Origin of the sequence: Roseovarius sp. (genome assembly GCF_040219995.1) — a bacterium.
Classification (GTDB): Bacteria; Pseudomonadota; Alphaproteobacteria; order Rhodobacterales; family Rhodobacteraceae; genus Roseovarius.
Window position 1 is genome coordinate 1 of the sequence record NZ_JAVJUC010000045.1, and the last position, 26,698, is coordinate 26,698.

General features: G+C 64.0%; 29 protein-coding genes and 1 tRNA gene. 10 read left to right on the plus strand and 20 right to left on the minus strand.

The window, feature by feature from the left end:
- The first annotated feature begins 312 nt into the window (after positions 1–312).
- Positions 313–1,119, plus strand: coding sequence for a CE1 family esterase (locus RID11_RS19310; RefSeq protein ID WP_350141914.1), 807 nt, complete (start codon positions 313–315; stop codon positions 1,117–1,119).
- Positions 1,120–1,138: 19 nt separating this feature from the next.
- Here the strand turns inward: RID11_RS19310 and RID11_RS19315 are convergent, their stop codons facing one another.
- The gene (locus tag RID11_RS19315; protein WP_350141915.1) at positions 1,139–1,954 is read right to left on the minus strand and encodes a cyclase family protein; all 816 of its coding nucleotides are present in this window, start codon (positions 1,952–1,954) and stop codon (positions 1,139–1,141) included.
- Positions 1,955–2,059: 105 nt separating this feature from the next.
- Between RID11_RS19315 and RID11_RS19320 the strand changes: the two genes are divergently transcribed.
- Positions 2,060–2,326: a hypothetical protein gene (locus RID11_RS19320; RefSeq protein ID WP_350141916.1), complete on the plus strand. Its 267-nt coding sequence runs from the start codon at positions 2,060–2,062 to the stop codon at positions 2,324–2,326.
- Positions 2,327–2,337: 11 nt separating this feature from the next.
- A complete protein-coding gene (locus tag RID11_RS19325) occupies positions 2,338–2,919 on the plus strand; it encodes a DUF1523 family protein (RefSeq protein WP_350141917.1) in 582 nt (193 codons plus the stop codon).
- A 157-nt stretch (positions 2,920–3,076) separates the two neighbouring features.
- Here the strand turns inward: RID11_RS19325 and RID11_RS19330 are convergent, their stop codons facing one another.
- The 14 genes from RID11_RS19330 to RID11_RS19395 all read right to left on the minus strand — a co-directional run bounded on the left by RID11_RS19330 (position 3,077) and on the right by RID11_RS19395 (position 16,140).
- Positions 3,077–3,475: a Na+/H+ antiporter subunit G gene (locus RID11_RS19330; RefSeq protein WP_350141918.1), complete on the minus strand. Its 399-nt coding sequence runs from the start codon at positions 3,473–3,475 to the stop codon at positions 3,077–3,079.
- A gap of 12 nt (positions 3,476–3,487) precedes the next feature.
- On the minus strand, positions 3,488–3,757 hold the full coding sequence (locus RID11_RS19335; RefSeq protein ID WP_050663755.1) for a K+/H+ antiporter subunit F: 270 nt from the start codon (positions 3,755–3,757) through the stop codon (positions 3,488–3,490).
- Positions 3,754–4,245, minus strand: a complete 492-nt coding sequence (locus RID11_RS19340) for a Na+/H+ antiporter subunit E (RefSeq protein ID WP_350141919.1) — start codon at positions 4,243–4,245, stop codon at positions 3,754–3,756. Before RID11_RS19340 ends, RID11_RS19335 begins: the two co-directional genes overlap by 4 nt.
- A gap of 14 nt (positions 4,246–4,259) precedes the next feature.
- Complete coding sequence (locus RID11_RS19345; protein WP_350141921.1) at positions 4,260–5,777, minus strand: monovalent cation/H+ antiporter subunit D; 1,518 nt, start codon at positions 5,775–5,777, stop codon at positions 4,260–4,262.
- The gene (locus RID11_RS19350) at positions 5,774–6,127 is read right to left on the minus strand and encodes a Na+/H+ antiporter subunit C (protein WP_350141922.1); all 354 of its coding nucleotides are present in this window, start codon (positions 6,125–6,127) and stop codon (positions 5,774–5,776) included. Before RID11_RS19350 ends, RID11_RS19345 begins: the two co-directional genes overlap by 4 nt.
- A gap of 1 nt (position 6,128) precedes the next feature.
- Positions 6,129–9,002 carry a monovalent cation/H+ antiporter subunit A gene (locus RID11_RS19355; RefSeq protein WP_502949367.1) on the minus strand — a complete coding sequence of 958 codons (2,874 nt, stop codon included), beginning with the start codon at positions 9,000–9,002 and terminating at the stop codon, positions 6,129–6,131.
- A 175-nt stretch (positions 9,003–9,177) separates the two neighbouring features.
- Entirely contained in the window at positions 9,178–9,666 is a 489-nt protein-coding gene (locus tag RID11_RS19360; protein WP_350141923.1) for a hypothetical protein, read from the minus strand.
- A complete protein-coding gene (locus RID11_RS19365) occupies positions 9,663–10,145 on the minus strand; it encodes an RNA pyrophosphohydrolase (RefSeq protein ID WP_350141925.1) in 483 nt (160 codons plus the stop codon). The genes RID11_RS19360 and RID11_RS19365 overlap by 4 nt, the downstream gene beginning before the upstream one ends.
- A 163-nt stretch (positions 10,146–10,308) precedes the next feature.
- Positions 10,309–11,532: an MFS transporter gene (locus tag RID11_RS19370; protein WP_350141926.1), complete on the minus strand. Its 1,224-nt coding sequence runs from the start codon at positions 11,530–11,532 to the stop codon at positions 10,309–10,311.
- Between the two features lie 246 nt (positions 11,533–11,778).
- On the minus strand, positions 11,779–12,624 hold the full coding sequence (locus RID11_RS19375) for an NgoMIV family type II restriction endonuclease (protein WP_350141927.1): 846 nt from the start codon (positions 12,622–12,624) through the stop codon (positions 11,779–11,781).
- A complete protein-coding gene (locus RID11_RS19380) occupies positions 12,624–13,595 on the minus strand; it encodes a DNA cytosine methyltransferase (RefSeq protein ID WP_350141928.1) in 972 nt (323 codons plus the stop codon). Before RID11_RS19380 ends, RID11_RS19375 begins: the two co-directional genes overlap by 1 nt.
- Before the next feature lie 177 nt (positions 13,596–13,772).
- On the minus strand, positions 13,773–14,330 hold the full coding sequence (locus RID11_RS19385; RefSeq protein WP_350141929.1) for a YceI family protein: 558 nt from the start codon (positions 14,328–14,330) through the stop codon (positions 13,773–13,775).
- Positions 14,331–14,366: 36 nt separating this feature from the next.
- Entirely contained in the window at positions 14,367–14,975 is a 609-nt protein-coding gene (locus RID11_RS19390) for an ImuA family protein (protein ID WP_350141931.1), read from the minus strand.
- A 160-nt stretch (positions 14,976–15,135) separates the two neighbouring features.
- Positions 15,136–16,140: a GT-B fold glycosyltransferase domain-containing protein gene (locus tag RID11_RS19395; RefSeq protein ID WP_350141932.1), complete on the minus strand. Its 1,005-nt coding sequence runs from the start codon at positions 16,138–16,140 to the stop codon at positions 15,136–15,138.
- A 131-nt stretch (positions 16,141–16,271) separates the two neighbouring features.
- Here RID11_RS19395 and RID11_RS19400 point away from each other — a divergent pair, with 131 nt between their 5' ends.
- Together RID11_RS19400 and RID11_RS19405 are read left to right on the plus strand one after the other, a co-directional pair.
- Positions 16,272–16,886: a MarR family transcriptional regulator gene (locus RID11_RS19400; RefSeq protein ID WP_350141934.1), complete on the plus strand. Its 615-nt coding sequence runs from the start codon at positions 16,272–16,274 to the stop codon at positions 16,884–16,886.
- A gap of 40 nt (positions 16,887–16,926) precedes the next feature.
- Entirely contained in the window at positions 16,927–17,640 is a 714-nt protein-coding gene (locus RID11_RS19405; RefSeq protein WP_350141935.1) for a DUF3307 domain-containing protein, read from the plus strand.
- A 25-nt stretch (positions 17,641–17,665) separates the two neighbouring features.
- Here the strand turns inward: RID11_RS19405 and RID11_RS19410 are convergent.
- Positions 17,666–17,749 (minus strand) — tRNA-Tyr (locus RID11_RS19410).
- Between the two features lie 134 nt (positions 17,750–17,883).
- Here RID11_RS19410 and rlmB point away from each other — a divergent pair.
- The gene (gene rlmB / locus RID11_RS19415) at positions 17,884–18,660 is read left to right on the plus strand and encodes a 23S rRNA (guanosine(2251)-2'-O)-methyltransferase RlmB (protein ID WP_350141936.1); all 777 of its coding nucleotides are present in this window, start codon (positions 17,884–17,886) and stop codon (positions 18,658–18,660) included.
- Here the strand turns inward: rlmB and RID11_RS19420 are convergent.
- Positions 18,642–19,544: a hypothetical protein gene (locus RID11_RS19420; protein ID WP_350141937.1), complete on the minus strand. Its 903-nt coding sequence runs from the start codon at positions 19,542–19,544 to the stop codon at positions 18,642–18,644. The genes rlmB and RID11_RS19420 overlap by 19 nt on opposite strands.
- A 114-nt stretch (positions 19,545–19,658) precedes the next feature.
- Here RID11_RS19420 and RID11_RS19425 point away from each other — a divergent pair, with 114 nt between their 5' ends.
- From RID11_RS19425 to RID11_RS19435, 3 genes are all read left to right on the plus strand, one after another.
- Complete coding sequence (locus tag RID11_RS19425) at positions 19,659–19,958, plus strand: hypothetical protein (protein WP_350141938.1); 300 nt, start codon at positions 19,659–19,661, stop codon at positions 19,956–19,958.
- 192 nt (positions 19,959–20,150) lie between these two features.
- A complete protein-coding gene (locus RID11_RS19430) occupies positions 20,151–20,624 on the plus strand; it encodes a CoA-binding protein (protein ID WP_350141939.1) in 474 nt (157 codons plus the stop codon).
- A 79-nt stretch (positions 20,625–20,703) separates the two neighbouring features.
- The gene (locus RID11_RS19435; RefSeq protein WP_350141940.1) at positions 20,704–22,128 is read left to right on the plus strand and encodes an FAD-binding oxidoreductase; all 1,425 of its coding nucleotides are present in this window, start codon (positions 20,704–20,706) and stop codon (positions 22,126–22,128) included.
- Between the two features lie 218 nt (positions 22,129–22,346).
- Here the strand turns inward: RID11_RS19435 and RID11_RS19440 are convergent, their stop codons facing one another.
- The 3 genes from RID11_RS19440 to metF form a co-directional block, all read right to left on the minus strand.
- On the minus strand, positions 22,347–24,044 hold the full coding sequence (locus tag RID11_RS19440; RefSeq protein WP_350141941.1) for a VPLPA-CTERM sorting domain-containing protein: 1,698 nt from the start codon (positions 24,042–24,044) through the stop codon (positions 22,347–22,349).
- Positions 24,045–24,243: 199 nt separating this feature from the next.
- The gene (locus tag RID11_RS19445) at positions 24,244–24,735 is read right to left on the minus strand and encodes a PaaI family thioesterase (RefSeq protein ID WP_350141942.1); all 492 of its coding nucleotides are present in this window, start codon (positions 24,733–24,735) and stop codon (positions 24,244–24,246) included.
- Positions 24,736–24,797: 62 nt separating this feature from the next.
- The gene (gene metF / locus RID11_RS19450) at positions 24,798–25,664 is read right to left on the minus strand and encodes a methylenetetrahydrofolate reductase [NAD(P)H] (RefSeq protein WP_350141943.1); all 867 of its coding nucleotides are present in this window, start codon (positions 25,662–25,664) and stop codon (positions 24,798–24,800) included.
- 105 nt (positions 25,665–25,769) lie between these two features.
- On the opposite strand from metF, the gene RID11_RS19455 reads away from it, so the two are divergent.
- Positions 25,770–26,675 (plus strand): LysR family transcriptional regulator, encoded by a 906-nt coding sequence (locus RID11_RS19455; RefSeq protein ID WP_350141944.1) that lies wholly within the window; start codon positions 25,770–25,772, stop codon positions 26,673–26,675.
- The last annotated feature ends 23 nt before the right edge of the window (positions 26,676–26,698 follow it).

Below are 26,698 nucleotides of genomic sequence, written 5' to 3' on the forward strand. Positions count from 1 at the left end.
GTGGTTGGCCTTAAGCTGCCGTGGACGGCTACACTCATGCGCGGAATCAAGGCCGAAGGCCGCCGCGCATCGCCGGGCCGCCCCCCGGCACGGCGATTTCGCTGCAACCTGCTCTGCGCTCTGATGTTTTTCGGATTTGGCTGAAATAAAGCGCTATAAAACTGTGGTTGGATCGCCGCACCGCGGCCCGTCGATGCGCGGCTCACGGCAACGGCAGCTTCAGGCCAAAACCGCCTCGGCTGACAGGCTTGTGACATGACATTTCAGGCGACCCGGTTACCTTGACCGCGATGTGACACGACCGGAGCCGCCATGCGCCTGATCCCGTTTCTTCTGGCCCTGCTCTGGGCCGCGCATGCGCTTGCGGTGGCCCCCGAAGAGGCCGCCTGTCACGCGGACATTCCCTGCCCGCTTGGAGCGCGATCCTATCATGTCAAGGAACCCGACGATTGGGATGGCACCTCGCCCTTGCCGGTGCTGCTGCACTTTCATGGCTGGATGCGGCAGGGCACGCTGATCGTCAAGCATGGCCGGATCTCCGGGGCGACGCGGCGGCGCGGTGTGCTGCTGCTGGCCCCCAACGGAGAGGGCAAGACCTGGGATTTCTGGAGCGACCGGACCGATGACGTCGCCTTTGCCGCCGCCGTGATCGAGGATGCCGCGAAACGCTATCCCATCGACCGCAGCCGGATCTTTGTCTCGGGCTATTCCTACGGCTCGGCGATGGCCTGGCGCTATGCCTGCGAGAACGGCGACGGGGTCGCGGCGCTTCTCGCCGTTTCCGGCACTCTGCGCCAGTCGGAAACCTGCCCGCAGGCCCCGGCCATGGTGCGTCATGTCCACGGCACCTCTGACAGGGTGATGGATTTCCCCTTCGGCCCGGACGGCCAGACGACTTGGCCGGTCAAGCTCTGGCGCGACCGGATGGGCTGTGCGGGGCGCGGCGCCGGGGCGGGGCAATGGAGCATCACCCGGCATGACACGTTTACCCGTACCACATGGGCCTGTGCCGAGGGCGATGTGACCCTCGACGTGCATCCGCGCGGTCATTTCATCCCGCGCGGCTGGATCGCACGGCAACTTGATGAGTTGCTCGGGCGGGACCCGTCCTATCCCTGAGACATGGCAGGACTCCGGTTCAGATCAGCGCGAAGATGCGCGCCGGGCCGCCGGTGCCGCCGCGATGCTTGGGCGCGCCGATGACCACGGTCGCCCCTGCTGCGGGAACCTTGTCGAGATTGGCCATGCATTCGATGCCGAACCGCCCCGTCGGCAGCCAGGCGTAATGCGTGGCGAAATCTGCCGAGGGTCCGTGGTCGAGCGACAGCGTGTCAGAGGCGATGGAGCGCGCGCCGGTCTCCTCGATCAGCATCAGCGCGGCCTCGACGTGGAAGCCCGGATAATGCTGCGCCTCGCCGTCAAAACCGCGAAAGGCGTCGCCGCCGGTCTTGGCCCCCCAGCCGGAATAGAGCGCCACGCAGGCGCCGTCGGGAATGTCGCCATTGGCCGAAATCCATGCCTTGAGATCGTCGGGGGTGAGCCGCGTATCGGCATCCTCGGCGGCGCGCGCGGCGATATCGACGACACAGAGCGGGGCCACGAGATCACCCACCGGGATTTCATCGACCGAAGCGCCATCGGCGGAGAAATGCAGCGGCGCATCGACATGGGTGCCGGTATGTTCGTTGACCGTCAGCGTGAGCAGGTTGAAGCCGTGATCGGCAAAGTTGAAATTCTGCTCGGTCGAGATGCCGGGCGCACCGAAATAGGTGGGAAAGTCGGCGTCATAGGCGTGGGTCAGATCCTCGACCGTGCTATGGCCATGCGCCATCGCAGGCGATGCGCCCAAGGGCGAGAGCGCAGTGGCGGCCCCGGCCCCGGCGGCGGTGCCAAAGAAGGCGCGGCGCGACAGCATCCTGTCCTTGACCGCATTGATTACGCAGGCGTCACACATGGCATGTCCTTTCCGGTTTCCGTGCATATGGGGTGCAGCCTAGCATGATTCTGCGCTATGCAGGGGTGCGGCTTTGGTCGGTGGACCGGAAATGGGAGAGGGTGGATGCTGGCATTGATGCGATTGCTGATCTTCGGGCTGATCGCTCTGACGGCGCTCTATCTCGGGATTTCCTGGTATTCACGATCCGTGCGGCGCAAGAAAATGGAGCAGGATTGGGAAGAGGCGGGTCGCCCCGGCGACCGGGATGCCTATATAGAGGCTGGGATGGTGCAATATGAGCAATCGTTGCGCAAACGGCTGATCTGGCTGGTCTATATCATTCCGGTGACGCTGATCGGCGTCACCATCTATGTCACGAATTTCATGTAAGGGGGCCACGCATGGTCTATGTCAAATGGGTGTTCTGGGGCGTGTTCTGGACGGTGTTGATCGCCTTTCTGCACTATACTTTGCCGCAGCATGACGTGGTGCGGATCACCGACACCTATGAAAAACGGGTCAATCCGGGCGATAATTCTTTGTTCTGGTCGAATGCCGATACCGGTGAAGACCCCACGGCGACCGAGCGTGACGTGTTCTTCATCCAGACCTTTCGGGCCAATGACAAGCCGATGATCTATCGTAACGAGGATACCGGCTGGGGCTGGCCGCCGTATTTCAAGTTCGACACCGCCAATCTGCAGGCCGAGGCGTCGGACATGATGTCAAAAAAGAACGCCGAGACCGCGCAATGGGTGGTCGTGCGTCATTACGGCTGGCGCAATGAGCTGTTCTCGATCTATCCCAATGCGGTGAGTATCCGTGCAGCCACCGGGCCGGACGAGCAGATCATTCCGTGGGTCAAGATCGTGGTGCTGGTACTGCTGGCGGCGCTGTTCTGGGCCATTCGGGTGCGCTGGATCCGGTTTCGCGAGCGCCGGATCGAGCCGATGGTGGATGAATGGAGTGAGGGCGCCCGGTAGCGCGAGGCGGGCTGATGGCTAGCGTTGCGTGACGGAATTTTTAAAAAATTCCGATCAAGAAAGTTTTGAACTTTCTTGGTCTGAAGCTTGGCCGTCGGTAGACATCCTTGAGGCGCAGGCACCGGTTGTCCGGTCCGGTTCAATCACCACCGCGCAGTCATGCGCGCGGGGTCTCTGCCGCTTGCTCCGCTTCGATGCGCTGCCGTTCGGCATCGCTTTCATAGCTGGCCCAAGGCCGGTCGGTGCCGGTGGGCGGCAGGTCAGCGGGCTTGTGCAGAAGGTGCAGATGCGTCTTGGCGATGAAATGGCCGGTGATGGGTGCTGTCAGGAACAGAAACAGCGTGATCATCAATTCGTGGAACGAGAAATTCCCGACAACAAAGTAGAAGTAAAGCATCGATGCGATCAGCGCGCCACCCACCCCGAGAGTCGTCGCCTTGGTCGGCGCATGCAGACGCATCATCGGATCGGGCAGCTTGATCAGGCCAAACGAGCCCACCAGCCCGAATATGCCGCTGATCACCAGAAAGACGGAAATGAGGATGTCGATGAGCATGATCTTTCCCCCTTATTCGATGATGTCGCCACGCAGCAAAAAGCGCGTGTAGGAGACGGTGGAGATGAAGCCGGTCATGGCGATGATCATCGAGGCTTCGAAATAGACCGTCGTGCCCTTGTGGATGCCATAGAGCGCCAGCAGCGCGATGGCGTTCACCACCATCGTGTCGAGCGCAAGGATACGGTCGCCCACGGCAGGCGCGCTGATCACCCGGTAGATGTTCATCAACAGGCCAAGGCCAAAACAGGCGAAGGCGAAATAGAGCGCATACTCGATCATTCGAAAATCTCCTTCAGCCGGGCCTCGTAGCGCGCCTTGATCTCATCGCGCACCGCGTCCGGGTCTGGCGCGTCGAGGCAATGCACCAGAAGGCTACGCCCGTCGGCGGCGACGTCGCTCGATACGGTGCCGGGGGTCATGGTGATGGTGCCCGCCAGCACGGTGATCGCCTCGGGGGTGCGCAACTCGAGCGGGATAGAAATCCACGCTGGCTTGGTGTTGGCGTTGGTCTTGAACAGGATCACATAGGCGACCTGCACATTGGCCACGCAGATATCCCACAGCACGACCAGCACGTATTCCACGATGCGCGGCGCGCTGCGCAGCTTGGGCCGGTTGGGCCAGTAGGGCGAGGTGATGACCGGGATGATCAGCGCAAGGATGGTGCCGAGCAGCAGGTTGCCGAGGGTCAGCTTGTTGACCAGCATCTGCCAGACCACGATCAGCGTGAGCGTGAGGAAGGGATGGGGCAGCAGTTTGCGGAGCATCGTCTTGTCCCTCCTCAGTTGGTGCCAAGCACGGCGGCGATATAGCCGTCTGGTGCATGCAGTTGCGTGGCCGTGGCCTCGATATAGCCCATCATCGGCCCGGCAAAGACCGAGAGCGCAATGACCGCCCCCAGCATCGCGCAGACCGCCACAATCGGCAATGCGGGCTGCGGGGCGGAGGCCTCTTGCGGGGTGTCATCCGTCACCGGGGCGAGTTTCCAGAACACCATGCTGCCAGCCTGCGCAAATCCCAGCACCGCGACGAGCGAGGTGGCGAGGATCACCGTCCAGATCAGCCAGACCTCCTGCATCTCACGCACCGCGTCGAGCACCAAGAGCTTGCCGATGAAGCCCGAGAGCGGCGGCATGCCCGCCGATGCAATCGCCGCGCCAAAGAACAGCGCCGCGATCAGCCCGTGCTGTGCCATTTTCGGGCCGGGTTGGATCGCGCCGCCCATCTCGCCGCGCCGTTCGCGCACCAGATCGACCACAAGGAACAGAAGCGCCGCCGCAAAAGTGGAATGCAGCATGTAATAGATCGCCGCCGCCGTTGTCTCGGGGCGAAAGCCCGCGATGGCAATCAGCAGCGTGCCCATCGAGCCGATGGAGGCGAAGGCCGCGAGCCGCCCGAGACGCTTGGCGCCCAGAATGCCGATCATCCCCGCCGCGATGGTGATGAGGGCCGCATAGATCATCATATTGTCGATCAGGTCGGCCGTGGCCCCCAGATCGGGGCCGAAGACCAGCGTGTACATCCGCAGGATCGCGTAGGCGCCGACCTTGGTCATGATGGCAAAGAGCGCGGCCACCGGGGCGGGGGCCTCGGCATAGGTTTCGGGCAGCCAGAAATGCAGCGGCAAAAGCGCGGCCTTGATCGCGAAGACCAGGAACAGCAGCATCGCGCCAACGCGCAGGAGTGCGCTGTCCTCGACCGGGATTTCCGCCGCGCGCACCGCCAGATCGGCCATGTTGAGCGTGCCGGTCACCGCATAAAGCGTGCCGAGCGCAAAGAGAAAGAGCGTGGAGCCGAGCAGGTTGTAAATGACATATTGCACCCCCGCCTTGAGCCTGCGCGCCCCGCCTGCGTGGATCATCAGCCCGTAGGAGGCGATCAGCAGCACCTCGAAGAACACAAAGAGGTTGAAGGCGTCGCCGGTCAGGAACGCGCCGAAGATGCCCATCAGTTGGAACTGGAACAGCGCGTGGAAATTGTTGCCGCGCTGATCCCAGCCCGAGCCGATGGCGTAGAGCAGCACCAGCCCGGCAAGCACCGCCGTCAGCAGCACCATCAGCGCCGACAGCCGGTCGAGCACCAGCACGATGCCAAAGGGGGCGGGCCAGTTGCCCAACTCATAGACCTCGATGGCACCCGTGGCCGCGTGCAGCATAAGGCCAAGCGCCACCGCCAGCACCGCCAGCACGCCCGCCAGAGAGAACACCCGCTGCAACAGCGGATGATGCCGCATCGTCAGCGTCAGCACCGCCGCGAGCACCGCCGGGAGGACCACAGGGGCGATAATCCAGTGGTTCATGCCTCATTCTCCTGATCGGGCGCGGTGCCGTCTTCCATGTTCACGCTGTCCTCGCGGCCCGAGAGATAGGCCCCGAGTGCCAGCATCACCACCACAGCCGTCATCCCGAAGGAAATCACGATAGCGGTCAGCACCAGCGCCTGCGGCAGCGGGTCGGTATAGGTCTCGACCCCCTTGCGCAGCACCGGGGGCAGGTTGATCGCCAGCCGCCCCGCGCCGAAGAGAAAAAGGTTGACCGCGTAGGTCAGCAGCGAAATCCCGATGATCACCGGAAAGCTGCGCAGCCGCAGCACGAGGTAGATGCCCGCAGCGGTCAGAAGCCCGATGGCGGTTGCGAACAGAAGTTCCATATCAGACCTCTCCCTCTTTCGGCGCGTCCTCGCGCGCGGGGTTGATATCCATCGGGAAGACGTTGACCGTCTCGCCCGAGCGGCGCGCCATGCTCGACAGGCTGTTGAGCGCCAGCATGACCGCGCCCACCACCGTCAGGAACACGCCCACGTCAAAGGCCATGGCGGTGGCCCATTCGAATTCCTCGATGGGCGGGAAATGCAGATAGCCGTAATCCGAGGTCAGGAACGGCCGCCCGTTCAGCCACGCACCTATGCCCGTGACGGAGGCGACCAGCACACCGAGGCCGATGGTGGCGTGATAGGTCACACGCTGCCGGTCCTCGGCCCAGGCAAAGCCCGAGGCCATGTATTGCATCAGGAACGCGATGGCCACGATCAGACCGGCGATGAAACCGCCACCGGGCTCGTTATGGCCACGCAGGAAGATGAAGGCCCCGACCATCAGCGCAATCGGCATCATCACGCGGGTCGCGACCACCATCATCAGCGGGTGCCGGTCGCCCGCCTCGGCATAGCGATGCGCGTCCCAATTGGCGAGCCAGCGCCCGCCCGGCCCCTTGAGCACGGTCTCGGTCAGCGCGTAGATGACCAGCGCCGCGATGCCCAGAACGATAATCTCGCCATAGGTATCAAAGCCCCGGAAATCCACGAGGATCACGTTGACCACATTGGTGCCGCCGCCGCCCTTGTAGGAATTGGCGAGGTGGAAGGCGGAGATGCTTTCCTGCGCAAAGTCACGCACGAGGATGGCATAGGTCAGGCCGGTGACCGCCACGCCGCCGACAATGGCGATGCCCGCATCACGCAGACGGCGCGCCGGGCTGCTTTCGGCAGGCGTCTCGCGCGGCAGGAAGTTGAGCGCCAGCAACAGAAGGATGATCGTCACGACCTCGACCGAGATCTGCGTGAGCGCGAGATCGGGGGCCGAGAAGTAGACGAAGCCAAGCGAGACCATCAGACCGACGATCCCCATCAGCACCAGCGCGAGGAAGCGGTTGCGGTGGAAGGCCACGAGACAGATCGTCGCCAGCACCAGCAGCAGCCAGCCAATGGCCGGAATGATCGTGATCGGCAGCGCCTCGCGCGTCGGGCCGAGTGCGCTGCCGCCAGACCATGCCAAGGCACCGGCGGCGATCACCGCGACCGAGAAGACGGCGGCGTTGCGCGTCAGCGCGCCGTTGTGGATGCCATCGGTCAGCGTGGTGGACAGGGATGTGGCGGCACGGGTCACCGCGTCGAACATCACCTTGGCCTCTGGGCGCGGCGTGGCGTTCCACATCCGCATCAACGGGCCATGCAAGGCCAGCAGCAACGCACCGCCCAGAACCGCGATCACCGACATCCAGAAGGCGGGCACCAGCCCGTGCCAGTGGTAGATCTTGACGTAAGGATCGGCCTGCGTCACCGCCTGCGCCGTCACCTTCACCAGATCGCCCGCGAAAGTCATCGGCATGAACCCGATCAGCACCACCAGCACGGTCAGGAAGGCAGGCGCCGCCCACATGCCAAAGCCGGGGTCATGCGGCTTGGCGGGGTAATCGTTGCGTTCCTTGCCGAGGAACACATGCGCGATGTAGCGGAACGAATAGGCCACCGAGAAGAGCGCACCAAGCGTCGCCACCGCACCCATCAGCCAATGCGGCCCGATCCAGTGGGTATGCGCCACCTCTTCCAGCATCATTTCCTTGGAGAGGAACCCGTTGAGCGGCGGGATACCCGCCATCGACAGCGCCGCTATGGTGGCGATCGTGAAGGTGATCGGCATCAGGTGGCGCAGCCCGCCCAACCGCTTGATATCGCGGGTATGCGCCTCGTGGTCAATAATGCCCGCGGTCATGAAGAGCGCGGCCTTGAAGGTGGCGTGGTTGATGATGTGGAAGACCGCCACCACCGCCGCCGCCTTGGTGCCAAGGCCAAGGAGCATGGTGATGAGCCCGAGGTGACTGACCGTCGAGAAGGCCAAGAGCGCCTTCAGATCATCCTTGAAGAGCGCGATCTTGGCGGCCATCACCATGGTGATCAGGCCAGTGGACGCCACGATCCAGAACCATTCCGGCGTGCCCGCCAGCACCGGCCACATGCGTGCCATCAGGAACAGCCCCGCCTTCACCATCGTCGCCGAATGCAGATAGGCCGAAACCGGCGTGGGCGCGGCCATCGCATGCGGCAGCCAGAAATGGAACGGGAACTGCGCCGATTTCGTGAAGCAGCCCAAGAGGATCAGGATCAGCGCAGGCAGATAGAGCGGGCTGGCCTGAATCGCCTCCTTCTGCGTCAGGATCACGCTGAGGTCATAGCTACCCGCGATATTGCCGAGGATCAGCATGCCCCCGATCATGGCAAGACCGCCGAGGCCGGTGACGGTAAGCGCCATGCGCGCGCCCTGCCGCCCTTCGGGCAGGTGCTTCCAATACCCGATCAGCAGGAACGAGGACAGCGAGGTCAGTTCCCAGAAGACCAGCAAAAGCAGGATGTTGTCGGAAAGGACGATCCCCACCATCGCGCCCTGAAACAGGAGAAGGTAAGTGTAGAACTGCCCCATCGGGTCCTCTCGCGAGAGATAGAACCGTGCATAGAGGATGATCAAAAGGCCGATCCCGAGGATCAGCCCTGCAAAGAGAAGCCCCAGCCCATCCAGCATGAAATTGACGTTGAGCCCGAGCGAGGGCAGCCAGTCGATGCCAAAGGTCAGCACCTCGCCGCGCATCACGGTGGGGACGCAGAGCAGCAGCAGGATCAGGGCAAGGATGGTGGCCGAAGCCGTAAACGCCGCGCATGTGTTGCGGCCCGCCTGGATCATCAACCCCGGAAAGAGCGCGCCCAAGAATGGCAATGCCGCGATGATCGGCAAAAAGATTGCGGCACTGTCCATGCGTGTTCTGCCCCCTGTCCCGTCCCTGTGTCCCGGTTTGCACCGCCCCCATCACTGGGCACAGGCCGGGCCATCTCGATTAACCATCGGTAATATATTGATGCCCCTGCCCGCAACAACCCGAATCCGGTCGATTTCCGGTTTATGCCTTGCAAAACGCATGCCGATTGCGTGGTCAGCGGGTTTGAGGCTCGCAGGACCCGCCGCTGTAACAGGTTTCGACCCGGCGCAGGCTTTCGGGGGAGGGGTCGGCAAAGCCCATGCCGCCACACGGGTCGAGCGCCAGTAGATAGCCATCCTCGGTACGCTTCAGAAAGGCGAGATAGGAGGTGCCTGGCGCGGCCCCCGCGCACCACGGCCCAAAGCATTGCGCATCGAGGGTGATCGGGCGATCGAACGGCAGGTCGAACCCGGTTTTGGTCAGGGCCTGCCCGGTCATCCGCGCCGGGATCAGGGTATGCGGCGGGGTGGCCGCCTGATCCTGCCAATCGGTGCGGGGCAGGGCGGCGGCGTCGAACTCCAGCCGGGCATGCACCACGATATAGGCCTCTTCCGCCTCGGCGGCCTGCTGATAGGTGCGGGCCACATCCGGGGGCAGACAGGACAGCGCGAGCGCAGGACTGGTGAGCGTGCAAAGCAGTATGATGAGGCCCGCGCGGATCACAACAACGCCCCGAATTCGTCAAGCACGGCACTATAGACGGCGCGCTTGAACGGCACGATACTCGCCACCAGATCAGCGGGCGGCAGCCATCGCCATTCGGAAAATTCCGGGTGATCTGTGGCGATGTTCACGTCATCGTCCTGCCCCAGAAAGCGCATCAGCACCCATTTTTGCTGCTGCCCCCGGTAACGCCCCTTCCAGATGCGCGGCACAAGGTCATGCGGCAGATCGTAGTAAAGCCATCCCTCGGTCTCGGCCTCGATCCGGACCTTGTCGGCGGGGATGCCGGTCTCTTCCCAGAGCTCGCGCAGGGCGGCCTGTTGCGCGGTCTCGCCGGGGTCTATTCCGCCCTGCGGCATCTGCCAGGCGGGGGCGTCATTGTCGATGCGCTGCCCGACAAAGACATGGCCCGCGCGGTTCACGAGCATCACGCCGACACAGGCGCGGTAGGGAAGTTTGGTGATCTCTTCGGGGGTCATGGCGGGCCTTTCATGAACATGCGAACCTTGCGTCGCGTGGCGCGGCGCGTCAAGCCGGTCGCGAGGTGGGTCATGCGATTATCGGGGCGTTCAGGACGGGTTCGAGGTGATGCAACGGCTTGAAACCTTTGTCAAAACGAGCCTCGCCTGGGACAGGGCCGCGTCAGTCGCGTTCGCGGCTGCGCCCGGTCAGGCGACCGATCAGGAAGGACGTGCGCGGCGACCAGATATAGGCGGTGCGGGTCTCGGCGCCGGGGCGCATGCGCATGCGGACAAGGCCGAAAATAACCAATACAGCATGGCCCGCGGCGATCATCACGAACATCGCTGCGGGGCCGTAAACCTCGATCAGGGTGGAGGCCATGAGGGGGGCGGCGATGGCGCCGACGGCGAAGAAGAACATCAGCGCCGCAGACAGCTCCACCCGCTCTGACGCATCGGCGAAATCATGGGCGTGGGCGGCGCTGACCGAGTAGATCGGAAAGGTGGTCATGCCGAAGAAGAACGCCGTCATCAGGATGCCGAAGGTCTCGAGGTTGTGGGTCATGGCGGTGGTGAGGCTCGACAGGATCGCGGCGAGCGACAGGCCGATCAGAACCCACCGGCGATCATAGCGGTCGGCAAGCCAGCCGACGGGGTATTGCGCGACCGCGCCGCCCAGCACGAAGACCGCCAGAAACCCCGCGATCTGGTCGACGGCGAGGCCGACCTGACCGCCGTAGAGCGGCCCCACCATGCGGAACGAGGCCGAGGACAAAGCGGCCACCAGAACGCCTGCCGCAGCGAGGGGCGAACAGGCGATCAGGAGCATCGGGCGCAGGCGCGGGGCGGCGGGGGTTTCGGGCTCTCTGAGGCGCGAGAGGGTGAGCGGCAGAAGCGCCGCGCAGCACAAGAGGGCCAGCAGGTTGTAGGAGACGTAAGACGCTGGTGCCAATACGGAAATCAGCATTTGTGCGGCCAATGAGGCCCCCATGTCCACCACCCGGTAGACGCCCATGGTGCGGCCGCGCGTCTCGTTGGTGACCTTGGCCTGCAACCAGGCCTCGATCACCGTGTAACAGCCCGCCACGCAGAGGCCCGAGGCGACCCGCATCAGCGACCAGGCATAGGGGTCGATCACCAGCATATGGGCCAGCAGACCGATCGCGCCCATGGCGGTGAAGGCGGCAAAGGCGCGGCTGTGACCGATCGAGCCCATGAGGCGCGGGGCGACCCAGCAACCGATGAAAAACCCTACAAAATGGGCCGATCCGAGCAGGCCGATCTGCGCTGTGGAGAAGTCGAGGGCAAGGCCCGAGAGGGCATCGAGCGGGCCCACCCCGCCGGTGGAAAGCTGGAGCAGAATGACCGACAGGAAGAGGGCCGCGAAGGAAATCATCAGGCGCATGGTGCGGCCAGAATGGCAGGATGCGGGGGGCGGGACCACATGTTTTCGACATGGCGGTGTCGGTTTCGGGCCAGGCGCCGCGAATCACGGTTAACGCCCGGAAATCACGGGGTTTTGACGGGCTGTATCACGTCGGTATCGCGTCGGTATTCCGTCGGTGCGGATTTCGGGAGGTGGTGGGGTTAATGGGGCGTGCGGTGGGGGTGGGTTTTCGTGGCCAGACGGGCTTGAGTTCATCAGTCTCGGTTAGGTTACAAGATCAAGTGGCAAGTCGGATATGTCTCTGAGGCGCTTGCCCTCGATCATGGTATCGAGAAGGTCCAGTGTCTCCTCCCGCTCTTGGTCGACGAGTGCCGCGCGCAATTCGTAGAGCGCGAAATGGTAGACGCAATCAATGTCCCCGGTTCCAAGCGCCAGTGAGGCGACGCGACCGGGCGTCGGCTCTCCGGTGATGACGGCGATATGCGGCAGGTGGCCTTTGCGGTTCCGGACGAGGTTGAGCCCTTCGGAGCGGGCATTCTGCGCGCGGTCGCTGCGCAAGGTCCATTTGCAGCTGATCGAAGCGTGCAGGATGTCGAGGGGCTGATTGACCGCACGCAGGCTGGACAGGTGCGCTGTCTCGGCGTCCACCAATGGGCCGTTGGCATTGATCGTCGCGTCGCTCTCGGGTGCGCGGGTGACGACGATATCAGGCTTGATCAGGTAATCCGACCCGATGGCGGTTGCGATTTCACGATTGGCCTTGGCGATAGCTTCAAGCTCATCGAGATGCGCGTACTGATCGAACATCGCGATGCCGCCGCCCTTGTTCACCCGGAAGGTGCCGGGGCGGAGATGGGTCATTCTTTCGAAACACACGCGAACAAAGCTGGCGCAGACGCCTTCGAAATCGGCCCCGGCGGTCTGGCCGGCAAGCTTGGGTGCGGTTGTAGCCGGGCCAAGCCGTTCAAGAATGGCACCCGCGATTTCGCAACTGGGCTTTGATGATTTGTCGGCATTGCTGGGAACGCCGGATGCGCTTTTGGTCAGGATGCCTGCAAGAAGGGTGGCATGGAACTCACGCCGCGCTTGTGTGAGCCATGCCTCACTCATCAGGCGACGACCTGCACAGATCTGCGCACTGAAATCGCGTCTCGTATCTTGAGCGCGACCGCTTCGGCCACGGGCGGGGGGAACGCATTGCCCACTTGCCGATAGGCCGGGGTCTTCTTGCCAGAGAATTGCCAGTCATCCGTGAAGCCTTGGAGCCTTGCGACCATACGTACAGTGAGCCGTGGCATGCCCACAAAATCCCATGCCGGGGCCTCATTGGCAATGCCCATGCCATCAACGCCGAGTGTTGCCCATGCACGTTTGGCCCGCGTTGGCCCCAAGTCGGGACCGCCGTGTTTTTTCGACCCGCCGACAATGGTGGGCGCGATGTCATCGGCTTGTTTCATCCAGCGCTCCACGCCGCGCCATCCGTTTTCCGCCATAAGATCGTGCAGGGTTTTTCCCACGCTCAAAGGCGAAGAGCCGCTGGAAACGGGCCAGGAAAAATTCTCGGACATGTCCTTGCGGATTGCTACGATCACCACGCGGGGGCGCAGTTGCGGAACACCAAAGTCAGACGCGTTGAAGAGGTGCCAGTCAGTTTCGTAGCCAAGCTTGCGGAGTTGGCGTTTGAGCCCCTGACGATAGTCGGCAAACACCGCATCGAGGAAACCGCGCACGTTTTCAATCATCACGGCCTGGGGCCTCATCTCGTCAATAAGGCGCAAGGCATCGGGGAAGAGGTTACGCTCATCCGCATGGCCGAGTTGCTTGCCGGCGACGGAAAAGGGCGGACAAGGAAGTCCCCCCGCGAGTACGTCGATACCCGTGTAGGGACGCCCGTCAAAATTTGCGAGGTCGGCTTGGTCGCCATCGACAACGTTCCATGAGGGGCGGTTGAGCACTAGGGTATCGCGACAGTGTCTGTCGATCTCAACCAGAGCCTGATGGGTGTAACCTGCACGCTCCATGCCCAGAGCCTGACCGCCGGCACCGGCGCATAGTTCGACAGAGGTGAGATTCGACTGCATCAATCGCCCTTTTCTCGGTAGCATAACCTTGTAGGAAAAGCGTTGGAAGTGACCATATATAGTTTTTTACATCGCTTTTGTTCTTGTTATGTACTCATAGTGTGGTTGATTGATCAATAAATAACTTATTCAAAGTTGACGCAAGCTGGTCTGCACACCGATTGGTCGGCCCACCCCCTACCTCTCAATCCGCGCCACGATCCGCAGGTCGATCAGCGGGCCGACGAGGTCGGCGAAGCCGGAGGCGCCGAAGGTGTGGCGGTCGATCTGGCCGGTCAGCAGCACGGTGAGGTGGTCGAGGTCGCGGGCCTGCGCGCCGCGCTGGCGGTAGAGGCCTGCGGTCAGCGTCACCGGGCGGGTCACGCCGCGCAGGGTGAGTTGGCCCTCGACCGTCGCCGCCTGCAGGGTGCCGGTGATGCGGGTGGAGCGGAAGGTGATCACCGGGTGGCGCGCGGTGTCGAGCACCTTCGGCCCGCGCATTGCCTCGGTCGTGAAGAACACGCCCGCGCGGGCCGCGCGCGCGTCGAGCGTGACGGTGACGCGGCTGGCGGGGAGGTTGGCGAGGTCCACCGATATCTCGGCCGCGCGCACCGGCATGGTGCCCGCCGTTTCCGCCTGCCCGAGCCGGTAGGTGAAGCCCACCGAGGAGCGGGTGGTGTCGAGCCGGTAGGCCTCGGGCGCGGCGGCGGCCTGAGTGGCACTGAGGCAGAGGGCGAGGGCGAGCGATCGGATCATGGCCTTGGGTATACGCGCGGGGGCGGGGGGCGGATGTCACGTTTGCTTGAGCGCCCATGCGCCGGGCTGTCCGCTCAGGTGCCATGCGGCGGGCGGGGCGTCGCGGGCGCGGCGGCGTTCGAGATGCCAGCGGTCGGTGTCGAGGTCATGCGCGGGGGCCATGTGCCAGCGGCTCTCGACCCCCGGCGCGCCGCCCTCGCCCGGTGTCAGGATCAGGCCGAGGGGGCGATAGTGGCCGCGCGTCGCGCCTTCCTCGGCGGCGAGATGCAGGCGGCGCACGGGGGTGAGGCCCGGCGGGCCGGGCAGGTCGGCGATGACAAGCGGCGTGGCACCGCTGCGCAGCGCCTCTTCCATGCACCAGAGCAGATCTTCGCGGCGTTGCGGGGTGGCAAAGAGCAGGCGGTCGGGGCCGTTCTCGGGGCCGGTGATGGGGCAGGCACCTTCGGGGTTGAGCCGGTCGGTGGCCCATGCGGGGGCGATCCAGAGCACCGGGCCGCGCGTGGCCCCGATGAGCAGGGCGGCGAGGCTGTGGCGGGCGGGGCCGCAGCCCTCATGCAGGCGGGCCTGGGTGAAGGGCAGCGTGCCGAGCAGGCGCAGGGCCGGGCGCGGGCGGTGCTGCTGGCGGGTGAGGAGCGGGGCGGTCATGCGGGAGAGTGTAGCGTGTTCGCGGAATGTTCTCAAGTTGGGGTGGAGTGTGACCTGAAGTTGACATTGATGTGAGCCGCGCATCGACGGGCCGCGGCGGCCTTCGGCCGCGTTTCGCGCAGGTGCGTCAATCGGATGTCCGATCCAGACCGCCCCCGCCCTAGCGCATCCAGAAGCCGTTGCGCTTGATCATGTTGCGGATCGCCTGTTCGCGGCGGGGCAGGTTGTCCTGGTCGAAGAGCGCGCGCACCTTGGCGCCGCGCCCCTGGTAGATCATCCGCTTGATGGCGTCGTATTCCTTGAGCGCCTTCTTGGTCCGGTGCGGGGCGGTCACCTCTTCGAGCACGGCGATGACGTGGTCGCTCTCGCGGGCGTAGAGCAGGGGCAGGGTGCGGTAATGACAGGTGATGTCGCCGTCGAGCAGCCCCTCGGGCAGGGTGTCGCGCCCGCCGCCAAGGGCGTGGATCACCAGCGGCAGCGCGACCTGATCGAGCCACGGATCGAGCGACTGGCACACCAGTTCGGGGGGCGCGTCGTCGCGGATGGCGAGGGCATAGTCGAGGAAGCGCTGCCCGAAGACCTGCGGACAGGTGTAAAAGAAGAAGCCCGCGTTGAAGTAGAGATAGCGCTTCCAGTACTCGTCGGGTTGCGAGAGGTCGAGCGAGGTTTCGAAATCGAGGCCGAACTTGTCGTAGAGCGCTTTCCAGATCTGCGTGTAGCCGGGGCCGTAAAGTTCCGGCTCGGGCCAGGTGCCGCTGCGGCGCAGCGAGGCGGTGGGCCGGTCGAAATCGAAGGGCACCCGGCCAAGGTCGCCGGTGATCAGCGTGTCGGTGTCAAAGAACACGAAGGGCGCGCCCTCGGGCAGGGCGAAAAGCGCCTCGATCTTGTTGCCGTAAGGGTAGGCATGGCCGAAATGGCGGCTCTCGAAGGGCAGGATCTCGGCCCCCAGATCGTCGAGCCGGGCGCGGACATCGGCGCTTTTCATGCGCGGGTCATTGGGCCAGAGCGGTCCCGGCTGCGGCTCTGCTATGAGGAGCCGTCCGGCAAAGCCCGGGGACATGGCGCGCAGGGAGGCAGCGAAGATCAGCGCCTCGTATTCCAGCCGCCCGCCCTGAGCGACGATCATGATGTTGAAATGCGCCTGTTGCGTGCCGCGTTCGGCCATGCCCGTGCCCCTGCGTTTTGCGCCGCAGTATAGGCGGTTTCAGGCGCGGGCCAAAAGGGGGAAAGTCGGGCAAATCGAATGGGCAAGCTTTTTGGCTTTCTTTTTTCACAAGAAACCGATATAGCTTGCTTATGATATTTGCGGTTCTGACAGGGGATATCGTGGCGTCGACCGATCTTGGTCAGGCGGCGCTTGATGAGACGCTCGTGGCGATTGCGACGGCGGCGGACGAGATCGGCACATGGCCGCAGGTCTCTGTCACGGGGTTTGCGCGCCGTGGCGGGGATGCCTGGCAGATGGCGTTCGACGCGCCCTGGCTGTCGCTGCGCGCGGCGCTCTACGTGCAGGCCTGTTTGCGCCGTCTCGACAAGGCGCGCGCTTCGCGGATTGCCATCGCGACCGGCGCGGGCGAGATGCCGGGCACCGATCCGAACGCGGCGCATGGCGCGGCCTTTACCGCGTCGGGTCGTTTGCTGGACACGCTTCCGGCGGCGCTGTGTCTCGATCATGCGGCGGGCGGGGCCGAGGCCGCGGCAGCGCGGCTTGCCGATCATATCGCGCAGGGCTGGACCGAGGCGCAGGCGCGCGCGCTGGCGCTGCAACTGCCGCCGGGGTCCGGTCCGCGCGCAGAGGCTGCGACGGCGCTGGGGATCAGCCGTCAGGCGGTCAATCAGGCGCTGTGGTCGGCGGGATTTACGGCGATCATTGCAGCGCTGAGCGCGCTGGAGGCCGAGGAATGCAAGTGAAACGGCTTTCTTCATCGCAAAGCAAGCCGGAGGGCCTGTCGTGACGGCACCGATGTTCGAGACCTTCGCGGCCCTGCTGCTGGCGCATGTGCTTGCCGACTTTGTCCTTGCCGGGGCACGGGCGCACGGCGCGCCCGGTCCGTTCGCGGGCCATGTGCTGCTGGTCTTTGCGCTGAGTGCGGCGGCGCTGGGCGGGGTCTGGCCGCTGGCGCTGTTGGTGGCGCTGGCGCATATGATGATCGACCTGCTGGTGATGGTCGGATTGCCCGCGCGGCTGCGCAACGGGTTTGTCGTGTTTCTTGCCGATCAGACGGCGCATCTTTGTGTCCTGATGATCGCGGCGGTCTATATGCCCGAGGCCGCGCGGGCGGGGCTGTGGGGCGCCGCGCTGGGCCCGGTTGTGGTGCCCGCGCTTGTGGTTTCGGGGCTGATCCTGACATTGAGCGCGGGGGCGGAGGCGGTGGGACGGCTTACCGCGCCCTATGCCGAGGAGTTTCGCGCCCAGGGCCTGCCGCGCGCGGGCCAGATGATCGGCTACCTGGAGCGCGGGGTGATCTTTCTGCTGTTGTGGATCGGACAGCCCGCCGGGATCGGGTTTCTGATTGCCGCCAAGTCGCTGCTGCGGCTGGAGGCGGCCAAGGAACAACGGGCCAGTGAATATGTCATCATCGGAACGCTGGCCTCGTTCGGCTGGGCGCTGGCGATGGGGAGTGCCACGCTGGCCGTGATCGAGGCCGCAATCGCGGCACGGTAGTAGCGGTCGGAGGTGGAGGGAAAAGTGGTGGGCGACCTAGGAATCGAACCTAGCGTGCGTCTCCGCGAGGGAGTTACAGTCCCCTGCCACACCTTGCGGCCTGTCGCCCACTTGCCCGGTGCCGCGCACCTGACGTGGAGCGCTGATTACTAGCGGCCCGCGCAGGCGTCAACCGGAAAATCGCTTGCACATGCGCGCGCTCCGGTGCAGGGTCGCGCGCCTGAAAAGAGGGGTATGAACCCGATGAAAAAACCCCGTTGGGTGATTGAAAAGGAACAGGCGCGGCGGGCCTCTGCAGCCGAGACCGTGTGGCTGTTCGGTCTGCATGCGGTGCGCGATGCGCTGGAGAATCCGCGCCGCGAAAAGCTGCGGCTGATCGTGACGCGCAATGCCGCCGACAAGCTCTCGGAGGCGATTGCGGCGAGCGGGCTGGAGCCGGAAATGGCCGATCCGCGCAAGTTTCCTGCGCCGCTTGATCCCGGCTCGGTGCATCAGGGGGCGGCGCTGGAAGTGAAGCCGCTGGACTGGGGGCCTTTGTCAGAGGTCTGTCTGGGCGATGGCGCGCAGGCGCCGCGCGTGGTGCTGCTCGACCGGGTGACCGATCCGCATAACGTCGGCGCGATCCTGCGCTCGGCCGAGGTGTTCGGTGCGCGGGCGGTGATCGCGCCGCGCCACCATGCCGCCCCCGAAACCGGGGCGCTGGCCAAGACCGCGAGCGGCGCGCTGGAACGCCAGCCCTATCTGCGGGTGCGCAATCTGGCTGATGCGATCACCGAGTTGCAGGCCATGGGCTATGTCGTGCTGGGGCTGGCCGGTGAGGCCGAGGCGAGCATCGAGAGCGCGCTGGAGGGCCGGCGCGACCGGCCCGTGGCGCTGGTGCTGGGGGCCGAGGGGCCGGGGCTGCGCCCGCGCACGCGTGAGACTGTCGATGCGTTGGTGCACATCGGGTTCGCTAGCGATTTCGGCTCGCTCAACGTGTCGAACGCGGCGGCGGTGGCGCTTTACGCTGCGCGCGGCTGAGCGCGGGCGGCGGCATCCTCGAACACCGGCAGAAAACGGCCCTTGATCATCCAACTGAGGCCGAAGGCGATCAGGCCTGTCGCCTCGAACACGAAGGTCAGGCGCAGGCTGTCCCAGAGCGCGGCGAGGTTCTGCGCGGTGCCGTCGGGGAGGATGCCCTGCAGGAGCAGCGCCTTGATCCCGAGCACGACGACCACCGCGAAGATCAACTTGCCCAGCACGCGATACCACGCGTTGCGCCGGTCCTTGCGGTTGCCCGCGACCAGCGAGGCGGTGGAATTGGGCCGGGTGAAGACATAGGCCGAGAAATAGCCCAGGATCAGGAACATCACCCCCGCCGCGCCGAAATGCGCCGTTTGCAGCAAAAGCGGCACATCGGCCCCGATCGGGGCGAAGCTGGCCCAGAAATCATAGCTGATCGTGCCGGTGACGGTGCCGCCCGGCGGGTGAAAGCCCTGTGAGCCCGCCGCATCGGTGAGAAAGACGCGTGCGACCTCGCCGGTATATGTGCAGCCCGAGCCGGTGGTCGGCACGAAGGCCACCACGACGCTGGCCGCGCCTGCGAGTTTCAGCAGCATCACGTCATACCAGTGCCAGCCGAGACAGCCTTCGCGCCCCGGTGCGCGGAAGCTGTAGAAGAACATCAGCAGCAGGCCGATGAAGCTGAGCGCGCCGACGAGGATGTCGCCGCCGAGGCGGCTGTAATAATAGTGGCTGATCGAGGCGTTGAAACAGGTGTTGGTCAGCACCGAGATCACGGCGAGCGAGAGCGGCAGGCCGAGCGCCACGTAGCCGACGCCGAGATTGATCCGGCGCAGGTCGATATCAAACGGCAGGTCGCGCGGGGCTGTGGGCGGCGCGGGCGGATCTGGCTGGTCGGTCATCGGGTGAAATCCTTTTGTGGAAATGCCGCAACCCTACCATGTATCGGGGTGCCGGGCGACGGTTTCGTGGGGCGGGCCCTTGGAAATCCCCGTCAATTGACCGATATGGGGCGCATGGGTCACAAGATCGCCACTTGCAGTTACTGCGGCACGCGCGCGGCGCTGGTGCTGGACCGGGACCGGCATGAGCTGGCCTGTTCAAGCTGTGGCGCGCCGCTGCATGACATGAAGGCGATGCCCAAGGCCAAGGTTGCACGACCCCGCGCCAAGACCCGCCCGATGCCGCTGCCCCGGCAGGAGTATCGCGACGACCGCGCCCCTGCGCGCGGCAGGAAAAAGCCCAAGCGGCGCAAGGGTCTGGGGCGGCGGGTGCTGGAGGAGATCTGGGATGTGGTCGAGGATATCTTTGACTGAATGTCCGACGTCACCGGTAGTCACAGCTATATTACAATCCCTTTATATCCTGAGAATCGGACCTACATCTGTCCCAGAGACGTCGATACGGAACCTCGGCGTCTCATATCACTGTCCCTCGTTCCGCGACTGGCGCCCAAGTGTTTACTTGGGCGCTTTTTTCTTGCCGCGCTTCGTGCTTGAGTGGTCGCCATGAGCGAAGATTACAGTGATTCCCATCTGCGCGAGATCCTGACCCGCACGCGGCGCGTGGCGGTGGTGGGTGTGTCGATGAACCCGGTGCGCCCGTCCTATTACGTGGCACGCTACCTGAGCCTGAAGAAATACGAGGTGGTGCCGGTCAATCCGGGCCATGCCGGGCAGATGCTGTTCGGGCAACGGGTGGTCGCGTCGCTGTCGGACATCGAGGGCGGGGTCGATATGGTCGATCTCTTTCGCCGGTCGGAGCATGTGCCGCCGATTGTCGACGAGGCGCTGGAGATGTTTCCCGCGTTGCAGACGGTCTGGATGCAGATCGGGGTGGAGCACGCCGAGGCCGCCGCACGCGCGCGGGCGCGCGGGGTGGATGTGGTGATGAACCGCTGCCCGAAGATCGAGTATCAGCGGCTTTTCGGCGAGTTGCGGATGGGGGGCTTCAACACCGGGGTGATCTCGTCGAAACTGTGAGCGGGCATTTGAGTATTTATGGCAAGATGAAGCAGGGCAACGGGCTGGCCTTGGGCGGGGCTTGTGATAGCTAAGGGCAATGACGCTCCATTCCGCCACACCCGATTTCATCGACGGCCTGCGCGCAGGCCTGTCCGACGCGAGTTTTCGCGAGGCCGCGCCGCGGTATCTGGAAGAGCCGCGCGGGCGCTGGCAGGGGCAGGGCGTGGTGGTGGCGCCTGACTCGGTGGAGGGCGTGGCGCATGTGGTGCGCGCCTGTGCGGCGGCGGGGGTGCCGGTGGTGCCCTATGGCGGGGGCACGGGGCTGGTGGGCGGACAGATCGCGCCCGACGGCCCGGTGCCGGTGATCCTGAGCCTTGAGCGGATGCGCGCGGTGCGCGGGATCTGGCCCGAGGAAAACGTGATGGTCGTCGAGGCCGGCACGATCCTGCAGGATATTCACGAGGCGGCGGAGGCTGCCGGGCGGCTCTTTCCGCTGTCGATCGCCGCCAAGGGATCGGCGCGGTTGGGCGGCCTTTTGGGGACCAATGCGGGCGGGGTCAACGTGCTGCGCTATGGCAATGCGCGCGATCTGTGCCTGGGGCTGGAGGCGGTGCTGCCCGATGGGCAGATCTGGCACGGGCTGAAGCGGCTGCGCAAGGACAATACCGGGTACGATCTGCGCAATCTGCTGGTGGGATCGGAGGGCACGCTGGGGGTGATCACGGCCGCCGCGCTCAAGCTATATCCGCGTGCCCATGGCGAGGGTACGGCGCTGATGGTGGTGGAGGGGCCGCGCGCGGCGCTCGATCTGCTGGCCTTGGCGCGCGATCATCTGGGCGAGGGGGTGAGCGCCTTCGAGATCATGCACCGGCAGGGGCTGGAATTTCTCGCCGAGACGCTACCGGAGATCCGTCAGCCGTTCGACGAGATGCCCGAGTGGTTCGTGCTCATTGATGTGGGGCTGGCGCGGGGGCTTGATCCGGCGGCGGCGCTGGAGGCGCTTTTTGGCGAGGCGTTCGAGGCGGGGCTGGTGAGCGATGGCATGATCGCGCAATCCGAAGCGCAGCGGCATGCGTTCTGGGAGGTGCGCGAGCAGATCCCCGAGGCGAACCGGCGGATCGGATCGGTGAGTTCGCATGACATATCATTGCCGATGTCGGAAATTCCTGCGTTCATCGCGCGAGGGTCAGGCGTGATCGCCGGGATCGGCGAGTTCCGGATCAACTGTTTCGGGCATCTGGGCGACGGCAACCTGCATTACAACGTCTTTCCCATGCCCGGGCGCGCCCGCGCCGATCATGTGGCCGAGCGAGACGCGATCAAGCGCGCGGTGCATGATCTGGTGCACGAGATGGGCGGGTCGGTCAGTGCCGAACACGGGATCGGGCGGCTCAAGGTCGGGGATCTGGAGCGCTATGGCGATCCGGTGAAACTGCATGCGATGCGCAGCATCAAGGCGGCGCTCGATCCGCAGGGGATCATGAACCCGGGGGCGGTGCTGGCGGGTTACGTGCGCCGTTGATGTGGTAGATGACCCGCGAAGACAACGGGTAGTCTTGTAATCTTCGATGAAGCGAGCAAAGCGAAGTGTCTCTGCCTTGCTCGGTGAGCTTAGGAACTCAGCCAAGTTCCTTGCCAAGTTGAACAGGAATTGTCCGGCAGGGTGGACGTTGGTTCACCTTGCCGGAATAAATGCAACAACAGAGATGTCGGTCACGCATGCCTCGAACATGGTAAAAGTCAAAGCCTGCTTTTGTTGCGCTGCTTGCGTGATACCAGCCGCAGAGCACCGACGGCAGTCAACAGGAGGGGAAGGCCCGCCGGAACTGGTACCGGGACCGTCGTGTCATCCCCCGTGAACGTGCCGCTGAAGCCATTCTGACCGATTGCCAGGCTGAAATCTGTGGGGTCAATTCCGAGGACGGATACCGAAATTTCCTCTGGCGTGTCAAAGATCGCCGCATTGCCTGTGATGTTGAAAAAGTCGAACTCGTCCCCTGACTGCGGTGTGAAGCCATCAAGAAAAGTTATCGCGATGGACAGGCCGTTCGGAGTGAGCATGTCGCCAGTCACGAACAACTGGTCGAATGTCCCAGCGTCGGTCCCTCCGACTTCGAACTCCAGCAAACCATTTAGAACCTCGAGGTTTCCTTCAATCGTCATGGTGCCGGGCGATGCGCCTGGAGCGATTGTACCGCCGTTCAGGATAACATTCGCGGCCACGGTTCCGCCATCACCTGAGAGTACGCCGCCGTCATTCACGCGAATATTCGTTGCCTCAACGCGTCCACCGGATTCTACGACCAGAAAGCCGGTGCCGGTTTCGTCGGAAACTGAAATTTCGATGTCCTTGGTGGTCGAAACAAGCGCGCCGTTGCTAACCGTTATATCCGCTGTCGAAGGTCCAAAGAGCGGTTTGGTAGAATCACCATTGTCGAAGCCTGTGAAGACATCGCCCGCACCAATGCTGATGTTTCGCGTGGCCGAGACCGTCGATGCTGCGCCATCGACAAGCATGGAGGATTCGCCTAACGCCGAGCCGAGCGAGATTCCGAAAAACGCGTCAGGATCACGGTTAAAAAAGGCCGCTGCTGCTTCAATGTCGCCAGTCTCGTTCTGACGAATTGCCCCGCCATCGGTCACGACAATGCGATTGTTACCGGAACTCGTGAACAGCGACGAGGAAAACACAAGCTCCGAGCCCGTTCCGGCGATGGTCAGAGTGTCCAGAGCCTGATTCATCCCAAACTCGAAATCGCCGCCAATAGACACCGAGCCTCGCGTGTTCTCGCTCGGATCGCTCGCCGCTGCAGCACGTTCGGCGAAGTCGTCGGGTTCCTTAACGACAACGCGTGCACCGTTCGAGATCGTCATGTCATCAGATCCCAAGCCGTTGTTGAAACCAAGTTCGAGACGACCGTTGATTTCGAAATAGGATCCAGGGCCTGTTACCGTGGTAGTGGTGTTGCCGGTCCCTGGTATGAAGTCGGCGAAGCTGCCGATAATAACGGTTCCCCCCCTTCCGGTGGGAGGGGACGAATAAATGATTTCTCCACCATTTTCGATTGAAAGAGAAGAATCAGCGTTCGCGTTGAGGCGGAAATCATCTTGGACCTCGACACGGGCAGACCCTGCCGTTCCGTCTCCAACAACGCGGAGCGAGCCGGTGGCGTTCCGCGTCCCGACCCTAAGATCATCCACGTTTGTAATTGTTGTCACGGTATTTGGTGAATTGTCCGCGTTTACTTCGAGCGTGCCGCTCGAGGAACCCGAGCCAATGCTCAAATCGCCACCAGCAAGATCACCGGTAGACGTTATGTCGACAAAGCTGCCGCTAGAGTTGCCTGCAAACAATGAACCCGTCCGAATGGTTGCGGGATATGCTGTGCTGGCTGCAAGCATCGCAGCAGTTGTCAACGCAAAGAGTTTGATTTTCATACTTTTTACCTTTCAAATGACACGCTTGTTTTGTCTGAGTCTCACAGTATTGCCATATTTAATCTTTATTTATGACAAGATTTCTTCAACTGCGATGCGCAACAATAGGAAACAGTCTGTTTCCTGGTCTGGTTGAGGCATTACGGGGGGAGTTCTGCATTTGTCCGGGCAAATTCCAGGCGAGGCCGATTTGCGTGAGTCAACTGTTCCCGGTCGGCCGCAGGATGATGCAGGTGGTGGAGCCGGTGGCGTAGAGCTTGCCATCCTCGACCCCGCGCAACTCGCCGGTGGCCACACCGGTGGAGCGGCCGCGATGCTGCACGGTGCCGATGGCGCGGACCGCGCGGCCGAGGGCCAGGGCGCGGGTGATGTTGGTCTTGAATTCGAGTGTCGTGTAAATCTCGCCGCGCGCCAGTTCGGTCATCACTGCGCAGCCCATGCAACTGTCGAGGATCGCGCCATACCAGCCGCCATGCACCCCGCGCATCGGGTTGAGCGCGGCGAAGGTCGGCGTGCCTTCGAACACGACGCAGCCCGGCTCGGCCACAACGGGGTGAAAGCCCAGGGTCGCGCCGATGGGCGGGCCGGGCAGGGTGCCCGCGATCATGTCGCGCATGAAGTCGAGCCCGGAGCGCGACAGGAGTGCTGTCATGTCGGGCAGATCGTCGAGCGTTGTGGCGTGATCCGGCATGATGGTCCCCCGTGGCGCGGTACGCGGGCAGGCTATTCCGCGCCGCGCCGAGGGGCAAGCCGTCAGGCCACGTCGCGCAGCGTGACGCGGGGCGTGACGCCGAGGGCGTGGCACACGTCGCGGGTCAGTTCGGGGCGGTTGAGCGTGTAGAAATGCAGGTCTTCGACGCCGCCCTCGATCAGGTCGCTGCAGAGTTCCGTGGCGAGCGCCGTTGCAAGCAGATCGTGACGGTCATCGCGGATCGCCTTGTCGAAGGCATCATCGAGCCATGCGGGGATCTGCGTGCCGCAGGAGGTGGCGAATTTGCGCGCGCCGGTCCAGTTCTCGATCGGCAGGATGCCGGGGATGATCGGGGCGTCGATGCCCGCCGCGACGCAGGCATCGCGGAACCGAAAGAAGGTGTCGGCCTCGAAGAAGAACTGCGTGATCGCCTCGGTCGCACCGGCGTCGATCTTGCGCTTGAGCCAGTCGATATCGGCGCGGCTGTCGGCGGCCTCGGGGTGTTTCTCGGGGTAGGCGCCGACGCGGATGGTGAACTTGCCGGTGTCGGCGAGGGCCGAAATCAGCTCGCAGCTGTCAGCGAAGCCCTGCGGGTGCGGGGTGAAGCCGTTCGAGCCCTTGGGCGGGTCGCCGCGCAGGGCCACGAGTTCCGTGACACCGGCGGCGGCGAACTGATCGGCGATCTCGAGCGTTTCCTCGCGGCTGGCATCGACGCAGGTCAGGTGGGCGGCGACATTTAGGCCGGTGGCCTTGTGCAGCGTGCCCACGGCCTCGCGCGTGAGTTCACGCGTGGTGCCGCCCGCGCCGTAGGTGACCGAGACGAAGCGCGGATCGAGCGGCGAAAGGGTGTGAACCGTGTCCCAGAGGCGGAACGACGCCTCGAGCGTCTTGGGCGGGAAGAATTCGAAGGAAATGCGCGGCGTTTTCATCGGGGTCATCCTGTGAGAAAGCTGTCTCTGTCCCCCTCTTGTTGCAGGCGCAGCATTGTGAGACAACTTCATTAAATTCATGGTTTGAATGAGGCGCGCTAATATATGCATATCGAGTTTCGGCATCTCAGGACGATCCGGGCCATTCATCAGGCGGGCGGATTGGCGCGGGCGGCTGACTTGCTGCACATCACGCAATCCGCCCTCAGCCACCAGATCAAGGGGCTGGAGGATCAGGCGGGGGTGGAGCTTTTCGTGAGGCGGTCCAAGCCCTTGCGCCTGTCGGCTGCGGGGCAGCGCCTGCTGCGGCTGGCCGAGAAGATCCTGCCCGAGATCGAAGCGCTGGAGCATGAATTCGAAGGGCTGCGCGAGGGCAGCGCGGGGCGGATGCATATCGCCATCGAGTGCCACGCCTGTTTCGAATGGCTGTTTCCGGTGCTGGAGCGGTTTCGCAAGACATGGGGCGAGGTGGATGTGGATATCCGGCCTGGCCTCGCCTTTGACGCGCTGCCCGCGTTGCAAAAGGAAGAGGTCGATCTGGTGGTGTCCTCGGACCCCGAGGATTTGCCGGGGATCACGTTCAAGCCGCTTTTCGATTACGAGCCGGTCTTCGTGGCCTCGAGCCAGCATCCCTTGGCGCAGAAGGACTATGTCGAGGCCGGCGATTTTCGCGACGAGGTGCTGATCACCTACCCGGTGGACCGCTCGCGGCTGGATGTGTTCACCGAATTGCTGACGCCCGCCAAGGTGGAGCCGCGCAGCATACGGCAGGTGGAGCTGACGGCGGTGATCCTGCTGCTGGTGGCGTCCAACCGGGGGGTGGCGGTGCTGCCCGACTGGGTGGTGCGCGAGGTCAAGACGAGCACCGATTACGTGACGCGGCCGCTGACCGCAGAGGGCAAGACCAAGCGGCTCTATGCGGCGATCCGCGATGAGGATGCGGACAAGCCCTACATGGCGCATCTCATTCGTCTGGCGCGGGAGATTCCGGTGCGGTTGCAGCGGGGGTAGGGTGGGTGTTGGCCTTGAGCCGA

What these genes read in the sequence shown, in the direction of transcription:
- RID11_RS19380 (WP_350141928.1), bottom strand. Translation starts at nt 13,595, where the DNA reads ATGCAGTCGAATCTCACCTCTGTCGAACTATGCGCCGGTGCCGGCGGT.
- RID11_RS19340 (WP_350141919.1), bottom strand. Translation starts at nt 4,245, where the DNA reads ATGCTCCGCAAACTGCTGCCCCATCCCTTCCTCACGCTCACGCTGATC.
- RID11_RS19420 (WP_350141937.1), bottom strand. Translation starts at nt 19,544, where the DNA reads ATGACCGACCAGCCAGATCCGCCCGCGCCGCCCACAGCCCCGCGCGAC.
- RID11_RS19315 (WP_350141915.1), bottom strand. Translation starts at nt 1,954, where the DNA reads ATGTGTGACGCCTGCGTAATCAATGCGGTCAAGGACAGGATGCTGTCG.
- RID11_RS19445 (WP_350141942.1), bottom strand. Translation starts at nt 24,735, where the DNA reads ATGCCGGATCACGCCACAACGCTCGACGATCTGCCCGACATGACAGCA.
- RID11_RS19400 (WP_350141934.1), top strand. Translation starts at nt 16,272, where the DNA reads ATGATATTTGCGGTTCTGACAGGGGATATCGTGGCGTCGACCGATCTT.
- RID11_RS19395 (WP_350141932.1), bottom strand. Translation starts at nt 16,140, where the DNA reads ATGGCCGAACGCGGCACGCAACAGGCGCATTTCAACATCATGATCGTC.
- RID11_RS19345 (WP_350141921.1), bottom strand. Translation starts at nt 5,777, where the DNA reads ATGAACCACTGGATTATCGCCCCTGTGGTCCTCCCGGCGGTGCTCGCG.
- RID11_RS19370 (WP_350141926.1), bottom strand. Translation starts at nt 11,532, where the DNA reads ATGCGCCTGATGATTTCCTTCGCGGCCCTCTTCCTGTCGGTCATTCTG.
- RID11_RS19430 (WP_350141939.1), top strand. Translation starts at nt 20,151, where the DNA reads ATGAGCGAAGATTACAGTGATTCCCATCTGCGCGAGATCCTGACCCGC.
- RID11_RS19335 (WP_050663755.1), bottom strand. Translation starts at nt 3,757, where the DNA reads ATGATCGAGTATGCGCTCTATTTCGCCTTCGCCTGTTTTGGCCTTGGC.
- RID11_RS19435 (WP_350141940.1), top strand. Translation starts at nt 20,704, where the DNA reads ATGACGCTCCATTCCGCCACACCCGATTTCATCGACGGCCTGCGCGCA.
- RID11_RS19425 (WP_350141938.1), top strand. Translation starts at nt 19,659, where the DNA reads ATGGGTCACAAGATCGCCACTTGCAGTTACTGCGGCACGCGCGCGGCG.
- metF (WP_350141943.1), bottom strand. Translation starts at nt 25,664, where the DNA reads ATGAAAACGCCGCGCATTTCCTTCGAATTCTTCCCGCCCAAGACGCTC.
- RID11_RS19375 (WP_350141927.1), bottom strand. Translation starts at nt 12,624, where the DNA reads ATGAGTGAGGCATGGCTCACACAAGCGCGGCGTGAGTTCCATGCCACC.
- RID11_RS19390 (WP_350141931.1), bottom strand. Translation starts at nt 14,975, where the DNA reads ATGACCGCCCCGCTCCTCACCCGCCAGCAGCACCGCCCGCGCCCGGCC.
- rlmB (WP_350141936.1), top strand. Translation starts at nt 17,884, where the DNA reads ATGAAAAAACCCCGTTGGGTGATTGAAAAGGAACAGGCGCGGCGGGCC.
- RID11_RS19365 (WP_350141925.1), bottom strand. Translation starts at nt 10,145, where the DNA reads ATGACCCCCGAAGAGATCACCAAACTTCCCTACCGCGCCTGTGTCGGC.
- RID11_RS19385 (WP_350141929.1), bottom strand. Translation starts at nt 14,330, where the DNA reads ATGATCCGATCGCTCGCCCTCGCCCTCTGCCTCAGTGCCACTCAGGCC.
- RID11_RS19350 (WP_350141922.1), bottom strand. Translation starts at nt 6,127, where the DNA reads ATGGAACTTCTGTTCGCAACCGCCATCGGGCTTCTGACCGCTGCGGGC.
- RID11_RS19440 (WP_350141941.1), bottom strand. Translation starts at nt 24,044, where the DNA reads ATGAAAATCAAACTCTTTGCGTTGACAACTGCTGCGATGCTTGCAGCC.
- RID11_RS19355 (WP_502949367.1), bottom strand. Translation starts at nt 9,002, where the DNA reads ATGGACAGTGCCGCAATCTTTTTGCCGATCATCGCGGCATTGCCATTC.
- RID11_RS19330 (WP_350141918.1), bottom strand. Translation starts at nt 3,475, where the DNA reads ATGCTCATCGACATCCTCATTTCCGTCTTTCTGGTGATCAGCGGCATA.
- RID11_RS19320 (WP_350141916.1), top strand. Translation starts at nt 2,060, where the DNA reads ATGCTGGCATTGATGCGATTGCTGATCTTCGGGCTGATCGCTCTGACG.
- RID11_RS19310 (WP_350141914.1), top strand. Translation starts at nt 313, where the DNA reads ATGCGCCTGATCCCGTTTCTTCTGGCCCTGCTCTGGGCCGCGCATGCG.
- RID11_RS19455 (WP_350141944.1), top strand. Translation starts at nt 25,770, where the DNA reads ATGCATATCGAGTTTCGGCATCTCAGGACGATCCGGGCCATTCATCAG.
- RID11_RS19325 (WP_350141917.1), top strand. Translation starts at nt 2,338, where the DNA reads ATGGTCTATGTCAAATGGGTGTTCTGGGGCGTGTTCTGGACGGTGTTG.